At 62.8% G+C, this 13,444-nt stretch carries 9 protein-coding genes; 8 read left to right on the forward strand and 1 reads right to left on the reverse strand.

The genetic code is table 11. The features are described from left to right. Positions 1 to 3 precede the first annotated feature (3 nt). On the reverse strand, positions 4 to 1,278 hold the full coding sequence (locus AC07OK_RS02860) for a sugar MFS transporter (RefSeq protein WP_494688863.1): 1,275 nt from the start codon (positions 1,276 to 1,278) through the stop codon (positions 4 to 6). A gap of 312 nt (positions 1,279 to 1,590) precedes the next feature. Here AC07OK_RS02860 and AC07OK_RS02865 point away from each other — a divergent pair, with 312 nt between their 5' ends. From AC07OK_RS02865 to AC07OK_RS02900, 8 genes are all read left to right on the forward strand, one after another. Beyond that, on the forward strand, positions 1,591 to 2,613 hold the full coding sequence (locus tag AC07OK_RS02865; protein WP_116988019.1) for a LacI family DNA-binding transcriptional regulator: 1,023 nt from the start codon (positions 1,591 to 1,593) through the stop codon (positions 2,611 to 2,613). A gap of 146 nt (positions 2,614 to 2,759) precedes the next feature. Beyond that, a complete protein-coding gene (locus AC07OK_RS02870) occupies positions 2,760 to 3,968 on the forward strand; it encodes an AGE family epimerase/isomerase (RefSeq protein ID WP_494688864.1) in 1,209 nt (402 codons plus the stop codon). Positions 3,969 to 3,970: 2 nt separating this feature from the next. After that, positions 3,971 to 4,876 carry a carbohydrate kinase family protein gene (locus AC07OK_RS02875; protein WP_494688865.1) on the forward strand — a complete coding sequence of 302 codons (906 nt, stop codon included), beginning with the start codon at positions 3,971 to 3,973 and terminating at the stop codon, positions 4,874 to 4,876. A gap of 89 nt (positions 4,877 to 4,965) precedes the next feature. Continuing rightward, the gene (locus tag AC07OK_RS02880; protein ID WP_494688866.1) at positions 4,966 to 7,077 is read left to right on the forward strand and encodes a TonB-dependent siderophore receptor; all 2,112 of its coding nucleotides are present in this window, start codon (positions 4,966 to 4,968) and stop codon (positions 7,075 to 7,077) included. A gap of 3 nt (positions 7,078 to 7,080) precedes the next feature. Beyond that, positions 7,081 to 8,622, forward strand: a complete 1,542-nt coding sequence (locus AC07OK_RS02885; protein ID WP_494688867.1) for a histidine-type phosphatase — start codon at positions 7,081 to 7,083, stop codon at positions 8,620 to 8,622. Positions 8,623 to 8,765: 143 nt separating this feature from the next. Beyond that, positions 8,766 to 11,837, forward strand: a complete 3,072-nt coding sequence (fdnG, locus tag AC07OK_RS02890) for a formate dehydrogenase-N subunit alpha (RefSeq protein WP_494688868.1) — start codon at positions 8,766 to 8,768, stop codon at positions 11,835 to 11,837. Positions 11,838 to 11,856: 19 nt separating this feature from the next. Continuing rightward, a complete protein-coding gene (gene fdxH / locus AC07OK_RS02895) occupies positions 11,857 to 12,771 on the forward strand; it encodes a formate dehydrogenase subunit beta (protein WP_026334304.1) in 915 nt (304 codons plus the stop codon). After that, entirely contained in the window at positions 12,768 to 13,421 is a 654-nt protein-coding gene (locus AC07OK_RS02900; protein ID WP_494688869.1) for a formate dehydrogenase subunit gamma, read from the forward strand. The genes fdxH and AC07OK_RS02900 overlap by 4 nt, the downstream gene beginning before the upstream one ends. Positions 13,422 to 13,444 lie beyond the last annotated feature (23 nt).

Genomic DNA, 13,444 nt, shown 5'->3' on the forward strand with positions numbered 1-13,444 from the left:
GGTCTATTTTGTAGAGTACATGCCGGCGTACTTCACGCCGAAGTAGAGAATGAAGGTGTAGCAGGCGGCCGGCACGAAGAACGACCATTGCAGGCCGATGGAGTCCGCCAGCAGGCCTTGCGCGAACGGCACGACCGCACCGCCGACGATGGCCATGCACAGGATGCCGGAGCCCTGGCCGGTCTGCTTGCCCAGCTTATGCAGCGCCATGCTGAAGATGGTCGGGAACATGATGGAGTTGAACAGGCCGACCGCGATGATGCTCCACATGGCGACCGCGCCGCTGCCGAAGATGGCGGCCAGGATCAGCGCGATGGACGCAGCCGAGTTGAAGGCCAGCGCCTTGCCCGGACTGACGTAACGCATCACGCCGAAGCCGATGAAGCGGCCGATCATGGCGCCGCCCCAGTAATAGCTGACGTAGTGCGCGGCGGCGCCGGCCGGCAGGCTGGCGACATTCGATTCGCCCAGGAAGTTAATCAGGAAGCTGCCGATGCTGACTTCTCCGCCCACATACAGGAAGATGCCGATCGCGCCCAGCACCAGATGGCGATGCGCCAGCACGGTTTTCTCAACAGTGGAGATAACGCCAGTCTCCTCTTCCGCGTGGGTCATCTTCGGCAGGCGCACCAGCGCGAACAGGATGGCCAGCGCCAGCAGCGCCGCAGCCAGCGCCAGATATGGCCCCTGCACGGCGGCCGCTTCCTCGGCCTTGGTCTTGACCAGGTTCGCCACCACGGGCGCACCTTCGGACAGGATCAGGATGCCGCCCAGCGTGGGTGCAATGGTGGTGCCCAGCGAGTTGAAAGCCTGGGTCAGCGTCAGGCGGCTCGACGCGGTGGCCGGCGCGCCCAGCACCGTCACATACGGATTGGCCGCCACCTGCAGGATCGTGATGCCGCTGGCGAGCACGAAGAAGGCCAGCAGGAACAGCGCATAGCCGTTCATCGACGCCGGATAAAACAGCGCGCAACCGCCCGCCGCCAGTACCAGACCGCTGACCGCGCCACGCTGGTAGCCGATACGCTTGATCAGCATCCCGGCCGGCAGCGAAACGATGAAGTAAGCGCCAAAGAAGCAAAACTGCACCAGCATCGCCTGCACATAATTAAGGGTGTAAATCGATTTCAGATGCGGAATCAACACGTCGTTTAGCGACGTTAGCAGGCCCCACATGAAGAACAGCAGCGTGATGATGACCAGCGGGACGGTGTTGCTGGTCCCCTCCTGTTCCGTTTGGCCTTGGCGACGCAAAGCTGCCGATGCAACGTGTTCCATAAATCTGTCTCCTGTATGGATGGTTTTTATATTAATGAAAAAGATTCTGCATGGGCGCCATCCGGTGGTCAAACAACTAGCGCATTTTCGCCGCAGTTTAGCCACCTTCACTAAACACGCCGATATAGGCGCGACGCCGCCATTGCGGCGCAGCGAAAGGCTAAAACTGGCATGTTTAGTAAATTGCGCTAAACTTTTCGGGAAAGTCACCTAGTTGTTTGACCGGGCGTGGACGCTTATGCAAGACTGCGTTCACAGAATCCTGCCGACGGCCCCGCCGCGAGCAGTTTCATAAAGATACTTGGAGGGTAGATGGGCAATGCCACGAATGTCGCCGGAGTGACGATACGGGATATCGCCCGAGTCGCCGGGGTGTCCGCCGGGACCATCTCGCGGGCGCTGAAGAATGAACCGGGATTGACCGAGGCTACCCGCCAGATGGTGCTGGAAGCGGCGCGGGAACTGGGCTACGATTTTTGCAAGCTGCGGCCGAAACGCCTGCGGCGGTTGACCTTCCTGCTGCACCGGCAGCACAACACCGCGTCGAGCAGCCCGTTCTACTCGCCGGTGCTGCATGGCGCCGAGGAAGCCTGCCGCAAGCAGGGCATCGTGTTGTCGTTCATGGCGGTCGGCCCGGCGGACGGTTTGATCGACCAGATCCGCATGCATGCGCCGGACGGCATCGTCTGCGCCGGCTTCTTCGAGCCGGAGACCCTGAGCGCCCTGCGCTCGACCGGCAAGCAGCTGGTGCTGATCGATATGCAGCTGCGCGGCTACAGCTCCGTCAACCCGGACAATATGATGGGTGGCTACCTGGCCACCAAGCACCTGATAGACACCGGCCGCACCCGCGTGGGTTTCATCTCCGGTCCGCTGTCGCACTACAGCATCCGCGAGCGCGCACGCGGCTACCGGCAGGCGCTATTTGAAGAAGGCATCCTGGCCGATCCACGCCTGGAAGCGGGATTGCCGGACGGCGTGGACCTGGAAACCGGCGCCTGGGAAGCGATGGAGAAGCTGCTGTCGCTGCCCCATCCGCCGGATGCGGTGTTCTGCTACAACGACAGCGCCGCGCTGGTGGCGATGCGCTGCTGCCTGGCCAAGGGCTTGAAGGTCCCGCACGACATCGCCATCGTCGGCTTCGACGACATCGCGACCGCCGTGCTGGGGCATCGTCCACTGACGACGCTACGCATCGATAAAAAAGCGTTGGGCGCGCTGGGCGTGGAGCTGCTGCTCAGCGGGCAGCAGGAAGAGGCAGTAGAAAAAATCGCGCCGGTGGAATTGATCGTCCGCGCCAGCACCGTGTTCGACGGGTGGCGCATACAGAAATAACCTTAGAAATAATTTTTACAGAACAGGCTTTGCCGCAGGGCGTACGATTCGCAGGAATCGTATGCGGGGACTGCTGCGCGCCTGAAAAACATACAGCGCTTGCCGTACAAGGCGGCCTGCTTTTTAACCCACAAACGGACCTGACGATGGTACCAGATTTTCAATCCCGCGCAACGCTGCTGAACCACATACGCCACACCAAGCACTTCTACGACGACCGCTGTGTGGACCCCAGCGGCGGCTTCTATCACTTCTACAAGGATGACGGAACGGTCTACGACGCGCACACCCGCCACCTGGTCAGCAGCACGCGCTTCATCTTCACGCATGCAATGGCGTGGCGCCAGTTCGGAGAAGCGGGCGACCAGCAACGCCTGCGCCACGGCCTGGACTTCCTGCGCACGGCGCACCGCAACGCCGACACCGGCGGCTATGCGTGGCAGCTGGACTGGAACAACGGCGCCGGCGTCGTCACCGACGGCACCAACCATTGCTACGGACTGGCCTTCGTGCTGCTCGCCTACAGCCACGCGCTGATGGCCGGCGAAACCCAGGCCCGCGAATGGATCGCCGAGACCTACGCGCTGATGGAGCGCCGCTTCTGGCAATCCGCCCACGGCCTGTATGCCGACGAAGCCAGCTCCGACTGGACTTTTCAGGCGCCCTATCGCGGCCAGAACGCCAATATGCACGCCTGCGAAGCGCTGATCGCCGCCTTCGAGGCGACCGGCGAACGCGCCTACCTGCTGCGCGCCGAAACGCTGGCCCGCAACATCACGCAACGCCAGGCCGCACTGGCCGATAACCTGATCTGGGAGCATTACCACGCCGATTGGTCGGTCGACACCGAATACAACCGCCACGACAAGAGCAACATCTTCCGTCCGTGGGGCTACCAGCCGGGCCACCTGACCGAGTGGGCCAAGCTGTTGCTGCTGCTGGAGCGTCACGGCGCGCAGCTGGAAGGCGGCAGCAACTGGCTGCTGCCACGCGCCGTCGAGCTGTTCGATGCGGCGCTGGCCAAGGCCTGGGACCACGAACACGGCGGCATCTACTACGGCTTCGCGCCGGACGGCAGCATCTGCGACGATCTCAAATACTTCTGGGTGCAGGCCGAAAGCCTGGCCACTGCGGCGCTGCTGGCCGCGCGCACCGGCGAAGCGCGCTACTGGACCTGGTACGACAAGATCTGGGCTTACAGCTGGGAGCATTTCGTCGATCACCAGCACGGCGCGTGGTATCGCATCCTCGGCGCGGACAACAGCAAGCTGACCGACGAAAAGAGCCCCGCCGGCAAGGTGGACTATCACACCATGGGCGCCTGCTACGAAGTGCTCAACGTATTGAAGGACTAAGCATGACGGCCTTTCCGGTATTCGTAGCGGCGGGCGAAGCGCTGACCGACATGATCGTGCAGGACCCGCAACAGCAGCATTGGCTTAGCCAGGTGGGCGGTTCGACCTGGAACGTGGCGCGCACCATGGCCAGGCTGGACGTGCCGACCGCGTTCGCCGGCGCCATCAGCCGCGACGTCTTCGGCGACGCGCTGTGGCAGGCCAGCGAGGCTGCGCGGCTCGACCTGCGCTTCCTCCAGCGCTGCGACAAATCACCGCTGCTGGCGATCGTGCATCGCACCGATCCGCCGGCCTACTTCTTCGTCGGCGACGACAGCGCCGATTTGCAGTTCGACGCGGCGACGCTGCCGGAAGGCTGGCGCGCACACTGCAAATGGGCGCACTTCGGCGGCATCAGCCTGGCGCGTCAACCGTTGGCCGACAAGCTGGTGGCGCTGGCCGGGCAGCTCAAGCAGGACGGCGTGCGCATCAGCTATGACCCCAACTACCGCTTGCTGATGGACGAGCGTTACGACGCCACGCTGCGCCGCATGACGGAGCTGGCGGACGTCATCAAGGTGTCGGAAGAAGATCTGGAAGGCCTGTTCCGCACCACCGATATTGATGGCGCCTTTGCCACGCTGCGCAGCTGGAATCCCTCCGCCACCTGGCTGTACACCAAGGGCGGAGCCGGCGCATCGTTGCACGTCGGCGATCAGGCGTGGCACCTGCCCGCACCGCCGATCACCGTGGTCGACACCGTCGGCGCAGGCGACGCCAGTATCGCGGCGCTGGCGTGGAGCATGATGCATCGCCCGCAAAATCAACCATTGCAGCATCTGCAGTTTGCCGTGGCGGCCGGCGCAGCTGCCTGTCTGGCTGCTGGCGCGTCGCCGCCATCGCTGGCGCAGATCGAGGCGCTGCTATAGTAAAAATCCAGCATGGGGACCGTCATACGGTTGTCATACAACACCGATAAGATTGCGGGTTTTATATCGCCCCACTTCTTTAGGTTCTCATGCACCCGACTACTACCTTCGCCAAATCCCGTTTGCACCTGGCCCTCGCGGCCGCCGGCCTGTGCGCACTGCACGGCGCGGCCTTCGCCATGGAAGACGGCGGCGAAGGCGCGCTGTCCAAGGTCGTCATCAAGGCGACGGTCGAGAAGAAGAAACTGGGCGACAGCGTCAGCGGCGGTGCACTGGGACGCAAATCGGAACTGGATACGCCCTTCTCCACCAAGGCCGTCAGCAGCGACGAAATCGAAGACCGCCTGGCCACCAGCATCTCCGAAGTGCTGAAGTACGATGCCTCGGTCACCGCCATCAGCCCACCGATCAGCACCCACCCGGCCACCATCCAGATGCGCGGCCTGCGCCTCGATGACCTGAACGGCTACAAGATCAACGGCCTGGCCAACGTCAACCGCGGCACCGAAATGCCGCTGGAGATGTTCGAGAGCGTAGAAGTGTTGAAAGGCCTGACCGGCTTTATGTACGGCTTCGGTTCGCCGGGCGGCATCGTCAACTATGTCAGCAAGCGCCCCACCACCGACAAAAGCTTCAGCGCCGCGCTGGGCTACCAGGAAGGTGGCGCGATCAAGGAACATATCGACACTGGCGGCCGACTGGGCGACGAAGGCGGCTTCGGCTACCGTCTGAACCTGTTGCACGAAGACGGCGGCGTGCAGGAAGAAAGCGGCTCCATCAAGCGTAACGCTGCGGGCATCAACCTGGAATGGCGCGTCAACAACGACGTGGCGATCACCTACGATGCGATCTACCAGCGCCGCAAGAGCGTGGGCGGCACCGACATCATCATAGCGCCGCAGTACGTGGTGCCAGCGCCTATCGCGGGCGACAGTAAGCTCAATAGCATAGGCGCCGGCAGCGATGTCGAATACGCACTGTCCACCGTCGGCATCGAATACCGCCTGAGTCCTCAATGGATGGCCGAACTGTCGTACCGTACCTCGAACTCGACCCGTGTCTACAAGAAGGACCAGTACTACATCACCAGCAACAAGGCCGACTACAGGGACCGCGTCACCTCCGAGCTGCACGGCTACCACTTCGACCAGGCGCAGGCCAGCTTCGAAGGCAAGGTCAACGCCTTCGGCATGGCGCATGAAATTGTCGCCGGCGTGACTTCGCAGAACCTGTCGTCGACCTCCTCCGTGGTGACGCCAAAAACCAATGTGGGTACCGGCAACCTGTACGCGCCCAACATCATGAACGTCGACAGCATCAACTGGAGCGGCGGCACCTACCGCGACGAAGCCACACGCCAGGAAGCCCTCTTCGCCAGCGACACCGTCAAGCTGACCGACAACTGGTCGGTGTTGGCCGGCGCCCGCTACACCCGCTACAACGACAATGCCTATTCCACCAAGGGTGTGGTCACCGCCAACTACCCGGAGCAGCGCACCACGCCCACCGTGGCGCTGATGTACAAGCCGGCCGCCGACACCACCGTCTACGGCAGCTACGTCGAGGCGATGGAGCAGGCTTCCAGCGCGCCGACGTCCACCGTCAACGCCAACCAGACCTTCGCCCCACTCAAGAGCAAGCAGGCCGAAGTCGGCATCAAGACGGAGCGCAGTTTCTGGAACGCCAGCGCGGCGCTATTCCACATCAAACGCGGCGCGCAGTACACCAATGCCGGCAACGTCTTCGTGGCCGACGGCGAGTCCAAATACCAGGGCGTGGAATTCAACACCGTGGTGCAAGCCACCAGGAACCTGTCGATCGAAGGTGGCCTGATGCTGCTCGATGCGACGCTGGAAAACGCCGCCGCGGGCTACAGCGGCAAGCGTGCCGTCGGCGCCCCGCGCCGCCAGGTTTCGGTACAGGCGACCTGGCGCGACGTGCTGCCAGGCCTGGCGCTGCATGCCGGCACCCAGTACTTGGGCGAGCTGCCGATGGATGCGGCCAACGTCAACACGCTGCCGGCCTACACCTTGTTCGATGCGGGCTTCAACTACCGTCACCGCTACTTCGGCAAGATGGTCAGCGTGCGCGCCAACATCTCCAACATCGCCAACCGAAAATACTGGACCTACTACCAGGAGAACTACCTGAACGTCGGCTCGCCCCGCACCGCCAGCGTGAATGTTCGCGTAGACTTCTAAGCCATGAAACCATCACGCCTTGCGGCAGGCGCCGCGCTGTCCCTGTTGATGTTAAACGCCGTCGGCGAGCAGTATTATCAAACCAAGACGCCGTATCAACCGCAGCAGGCCAGCGCCAGCTACGAAGCCGCGCCGCAGGGCTACCGCGCGGTCTACACCCAGTTGCTGGCGCGGCATGGGTCGCGCGGTTTGAGCAGCATGAAGACCGACCTGGCGCTCTACAACCTGTGGCAGCTGGCCGGCAAGGAGAAAGCCTTGACGCCGCTGGGCGCCCACCTCGGCGACGACCTGCTGCAAATGATGAAGGCCAACGCGCTTCTGGGCTACGGTGTTCCCGGCATCACCAAGCCGGGTTACGGCAACGAGACCATGCAGGGTGTGATGGAGCACAAGCAGCTCGCCGAGCGCATGTACCACCGCGTGCCGCAACTGTTCCGCAACGCGGCCTCGGGCCCACAGCCTCGCCAGATCCTGCTTGTCACCTCCGGCAAGGACCGCGCCGTGGACAGCGGCGATTACTTCGCCGGATCGCTGGTCGCTCAGCAGCCCAATCTGCAGGCGCTGATCGTGCGCCCGCCATCACTGGCGCCGCTCGCCGAAGCGAATCACGACAGCCGTCCGGCAGGCACCGACCGCTTCCTGCTCTACTTCCACAAACTAAGTGCGAAGCAGGACCTGGTGGCCTACGACAGCGATCCGCTGCGCGCCACTTACCTGGCCAGCCAGGCATACCAGGCCTGGGCCAAAAGCGACGAGCTACGCGCGCGCGAAGCCACCGTGCTGGGGCAGCCGCAGGTGGTAGCGGCCGCCAAGGCGGTGCTGGAACGCCTGTTCACGCCGGCCTTTATCGAAGGACTGGACCAGGGCCGCTACAGCGCCGCCAACACCGGCACCCATAGCTACACCAGCGCGGACAAGCAGTTCACCAACAAGCTGGCCGGCGATGGCGACACCGACATTAAATCCACCATTGATGCCGCACAGGCCCTCTACGACCTGTACGCGGCCGCCGCCGACATGAAGGCCGAGCTGAAAGCCGACTTCACCCGCTACATGCCGGCGCAGCAGGCGGCGGTGTTCGCGGCCACCGAGGACGCCATCGCCTTCTACAGCAAGGGTCCCGGTATCAGCGAGAACGGCGACGTCAATTACCGCATGGCGCAAACACTGCTGGACGATTTCTTCGGCGAGGTGGACGCCATCGCCAGGGGCGATCTGTCGCATGCCGCCGCGCTGCGCTTCGCCCACGCCGAAATCGTCATCCCGATGGCGGCCATCCTCGGCCTGCCCGGCATGTCTGAACAGCTGCCACGCGCAGTGTCGTACAGTTACGGTACCAGCAGCTGGCGCGGTCACGCGGTCGCGCCGATGGCGGCCAACATCCAGTGGGATGTCTACACCAATGACCAGGGCCGCGCGCTAGTCCGCATGCTGTACAACGAAAAGGAAATGGATTTCAAGCGCGGCTGCGACCACGCGAAGATCGACCCGGCCAGCCATTACTACGACTACGTCGGCCTACGCGCCTGCTATATGCCGAAGTGACGATGATGTAAGCTTGTTATTTACACTACCTTCAAGGGCCAGCAGCTGCCGAAAACACAACATCCGATTCAATTCGTTACGAGACTCCCTTTTTTATAGTGATAGACTTGGCAGGTCTTTTCATATTATGAGAGGCTTACCCCATGAATCAGATGACCAGGCGTCAGTTCCTTCGGGTGACTAGTGCGACCATCGCAGGTTCGAGCATCGCGCTCCTCGGCTTTGCGCCGGCATCGGCCCTGGCCGAAGTCCGGCAGTACAAGCTGGCGCGCAGCACCGAAACCCGTAACACTTGCCCCTACTGCTCCGTAGGCTGCGGAATTCTGATGTACGGCCTGGGCGACGGCGCCAAGAACGCCAAGGCCAGCATCATCCACATCGAAGGCGATGCCGACCACCCGGTCAACCGCGGCACGCTGTGTCCCAAAGGCGCGAGCCTCATCGATTTCATCCACTCCGAAAACCGCCTGATGGTGCCCGAGTACCGCGCGCCCGGTGCAACCGAGTGGAGCAAGATGTCCTGGGACGACGCCCTGACCCGCATCGCCAAGTTGATGAAGGCCGATCGCGACGCCAATTTCATCGACAAGACGGCGGACGGCAAGACCGTCAACCGCTGGACCACCACCGGCATGCTGTGCGCGTCGGCGAGCACCAACGAGGTAGGCTACCTAACCCATAAAACCATGCGCAGTCTGGGCATGCTGGCATTCGACAATCAAGCACGCGTATGACACGGTCCGACGGTGGCAGGTCTTGCCTCGACATTTGGACGTGGTGCGATGACGAATCACTGGGTGGACATCAAGAACGCTGATGTCATCCTGGTCATGGGCGGTAACGCGGCAGAAGCACACCCTTGTGGCTTTAAATGGGTCACGGAAGCGAAGGCGCATCGCGGCGCCAAGTTGATCGTGGTCGATCCGCGCTTTACCCGTACCGCTTCGGTGGCGGACTACTACGTCCCTACCCGCACCGGCGCGGACATCGTCTTCCTCGGCGGGATCATCAACTACCTGCTCACGAACGACAAGATACAGCACGAGTACGTCCGCAATTACACGGACATGCCTTTCATCGTCCGCGAGGACTTCGCCTTTAACGACGGCCTGTATTCGGGCTGGGACGAAAAGGTGGGCAAGTACACCGACAAGAGCAGCTGGAACTACGAGATGGGCGACGACGGTTTCGCCAAGATCGACGCCACGCTCGAACACCCGCGCTGCGTGTACCAGCTGATGAAGAAGCACTACTCACGCTACACGCCGGAGATGGTGGAGAAAGCCTGCGGTGTGCCATCGGAAAAATTCCACAAGGTCGCCGAGATGCTGGCGTCGACCGCTGTTCCGGGCCGTGCCGCCACCATCCTGTATGCGCTGGGCTGGACGCAGCATTCCACCGGCGCGGAAACGCTGCGCACCGGTGCGATGGTGCAGCTCCTGCTGGGGAACATCGGCATCGCCGGCGGCGGCATGAACGCGCTGCGCGGCCACTCCAACATCCAGGGCCTGACAGACCTGGGGCTGCTGACCAATATGCTGCCCGGCTACCTGACCTTGCCCGGCGAAGCGGAGCAGGACTTCGAAGCCTACGCCGCCAAGCGCGCGCTGAAGCCTTTGCGTCCGAATCAGCTCAGCTACTACAGCAACGCCAAGAAGTTCCTGGTCAGCTTCATGAAGTGCTGGTGGGGCGACGCCGCCACGGAGGAGAACAACTACGCCTTCGACTACCTGCCCAAGCTGGACAAGCCCTACGACATGATGCAGGCCTTCGAGCTTATGCATCAAGGGAAGATGAACGGCTACATCTGCCAGGGCTTCAACATCCTGGCCTCGGCGCCGGACAAGCAGAAGATCACGGAAGCCTTGTCCAAGCTGAAGTTCCTGGTGGTGATGGATCCGCTGGCCGTGGAGACGGCGGAGTTCTGGCGTCCGTTCGGCGAGTTCCACCAGGTCGATCCGACCAAGATCCAGACCGAGGTGTTCCGCCTGCCGACCACCTGCTTCGCCGAGGAACGCGGCTCGCTGGTGAGCTCCTCGCGCGTGCTGCAATGGCACTGGCAAGGAGCCGACGGCCCGGGTCAGACCAGGAGCGACCTGGAGATCATGTCCGGCATCTTCCTGCGCATCAAAAAGGCCTACCAGACGGACGGCGGCAAATTCCCCGATCCGATCGTCAACCTGACCTGGCCCTACGCCAAGCCATACAGCCCAACGCCGGAAGAACTGGCGATGGAGTACAACGGCAAGGCGCTCAAGGAGCTCACCGATCCGAAGGACCCGACGAAGGTCATCCTGAAGAAAAACGAGCAGGTGGCCGGCTTCGCGCAGCTGCGCGACGACGGCAGCACGGCTTGCGGCTGCTGGATCTTCGCCGGCTGCTGGACCGCAGCCGGCAACCAGATGGGCCGGCGTGACAACTCCGACCCGAGCGGCATCGGCCAGACGCTGAACTGGGCTTGGGCCTGGCCGGCCAACCGCCGCATCCTGTACAACCGCGCCTCATGCGACCCGAAAGGCAAACCGTGGGATCCGACCCGCAAACTGGTGAGCTGGAACGGCACCAACTGGGCCGGCGCCGACGTCCCCGACTTCAAGGCGGACGAGCCGCCGGAAAACGGCATGGGACCCTTCATCATGCTGGCCGAAGGCGTGGCGCGCTTCTTCTCGCGCGATGCGATGGCCGAGGGCCCCTTCCCCGAGCACTACGAGCCGTTCGAGTCGCCGATCGGCCACAACCCGCTGCATCCGACCAATGCGCGCGCCACCAGCAATCCGGCCGCCCGCATGTTCCCGAACGACCGGGCCAAATTGGGCAAGGTGGCGGAGTTCCCACACGTGGCCACCAGCTACCGTTTGACGGAGCACTTCCACTACTGGACCAAGCATGCGCGCCTGAACGCCATTATCCAGCCGGAGCAATTCGTCGAGATCGGCGAGGAGCTGGGCAAGGAGCTTGGCGTGGCGCACGGCGACCGCGTCAAGGTCAGCTCCAAGCGCGGGCACATCGTGGCCAAGGCCGTGGTGACCAAGCGTATCAAGGCGCTCATCATCGACGGCAAGAAGACCCACCAGGTCGGACTGCCGATCCACTTCGGGTTCAAGGGAGTCACCAAACCGGGCTACCTGATCAACACCCTCACGCCGACGGTTGGTGACGGCAATTCACAGACACCGGAATTCAAGTCCTTCCTGGTGAAAGTGGAAAAAGCATGACGGCCCGAGGAGAATAACCATGGCACTACAATCCCTTGATATCAAGCGCATGTCGGCGACGACGGTGCAGGAGCCGGTGGCGCGCACCCCGGTCACCGGTACCGTCGCCAAGTTAATCGACGTCTCGAAGTGCATAGGTTGCAAGGCTTGCCAGACCGCCTGCATGGAATGGAACGACCTGCGCGACGACATCGGCGAAACCACCGGCGTGTACGACAATCCGATCGACCTGACGCCGCAATCGTGGACCGTGATGCGCTTCTCGGAACACGAAACCAACGACGGCAACCTCGAATGGCTGATCCGCAAGGACGGCTGCATGCACTGCGAGGACCCCGGCTGCCTGAAGGCCTGCCCCGCGCCGGGCGCCATCGTCCAGTACACCAACGGCATCGTCGACTTCCACCAGGAGAACTGCATCGGCTGCGGCTACTGCGTGGCCGGCTGCCCGTTCGACGTGCCGCGCATCTCCAAGAAAGACGACCGCGCCTACAAGTGCACTCTCTGTTCGGACCGCGTGGCGGTGGGCCAGGAGCCGGCCTGCGTCAAGACCTGTCCGACCGGCGCCATCGTCTTCGGCACCAAGGAGGACATGAAGGAGCACGCGGCGGAGCGCATCGAGGACCTGAAGTCGCGCGGCTACGCCAACGCCGGCTTGTACGATCCGGCAGGCGTCGGCGGCACGCACGTGATGTATGTGCTGCACCATGCGGACCAACCGGGCTTGTACCACGGCCTGAAGGCGAATCCGAGCATCAGCCCGATGGTCGGACTGTGGAAGGGCTTGACCAAGCCCCTGGCGCTGGCCGGCATCGCCGTCACCGCGCTGGCTGGATGGTTCCACTATTCTCGCGTCGGTCCGAATGAGGTCAGCAAGGAAGAGGAAGCCGAGGCGCTGCATGAGGCCAACCGCATCCGGGAGAGCGAAAAATGAGCACGCCAAATCGCGACAAGGACGGCAATCCGCTGATCGAGCGCTATACGCCGAATGAGCGCAGCAACCACTGGGTGACGGCCATTTGCTTCATCCTGCTGGCGGTGTCCGGGCTGGCGATGTTCCATCCGGCGACGGCGTGGCTGGCCGTGTTCCTGGGCGGCGGCCAGTGGACGCGCATCCTGCATCCGTTTATCGGGCTGGTGATGTTCGTGTCGTTCGCGCTGCTGGTGATGCGCTTCTGGCATCACAACAAGTTCGAGCCGGGCGACAAACAATGGCTGGATCAAATCGGCGATGTGGTCAACAACCGCGAAGACAAGTTGCCCAAGGTGGGCCGCTACAACGCGGGTCAGAAGCTGCTGTTCTATGTGCTGATCTTCTGCATGTGCGGGCTGCTGCTGTCGGGCGTGGTGATCTGGCGGGCCTACTTCGCGGTCTACTTCCCGATAGAGATCGTGCGCTTCGGCGCGCTGTTGCACGCCTTCTGCGCGTTTGTGATCATCTGCTCCATCGTGGTCCACATCTACGCCGGCCTGTGGGTGAAGGGTTCGATCGGCGCGATGGTGCGCGGCACCGTGACCTATGGGTGGGCGCGCAAACATCACCCGCGCTGGTTCGAGGAAGTCGCCCGAAAATCGCGTGATTAGCTCAGCAATTTAGGATTAGAATA

This window comes from Duganella sp. GW821-FHT07G03, assembly GCF_059418605.1.

Excerpts from the sequence above, each read along its gene's own strand:
- AC07OK_RS02860 (WP_494688863.1), bottom strand. The coding sequence starts at position 1,278 with ATGGAACACGTTGCATCGGCAGCTTTGCGTCGCCAAGGCCAAACGGAA.
- AC07OK_RS02865 (WP_116988019.1), top strand. The coding sequence starts at position 1,591 with ATGGGCAATGCCACGAATGTCGCCGGAGTGACGATACGGGATATCGCC.
- AC07OK_RS02870 (WP_494688864.1), top strand. The coding sequence starts at position 2,760 with ATGGTACCAGATTTTCAATCCCGCGCAACGCTGCTGAACCACATACGC.
- AC07OK_RS02875 (WP_494688865.1), top strand. The coding sequence starts at position 3,971 with ATGACGGCCTTTCCGGTATTCGTAGCGGCGGGCGAAGCGCTGACCGAC.
- AC07OK_RS02880 (WP_494688866.1), top strand. The coding sequence starts at position 4,966 with ATGCACCCGACTACTACCTTCGCCAAATCCCGTTTGCACCTGGCCCTC.
- AC07OK_RS02885 (WP_494688867.1), top strand. The coding sequence starts at position 7,081 with ATGAAACCATCACGCCTTGCGGCAGGCGCCGCGCTGTCCCTGTTGATG.
- fdxH (WP_026334304.1), top strand. The coding sequence starts at position 11,857 with ATGGCACTACAATCCCTTGATATCAAGCGCATGTCGGCGACGACGGTG.
- AC07OK_RS02900 (WP_494688869.1), top strand. The coding sequence starts at position 12,768 with ATGAGCACGCCAAATCGCGACAAGGACGGCAATCCGCTGATCGAGCGC.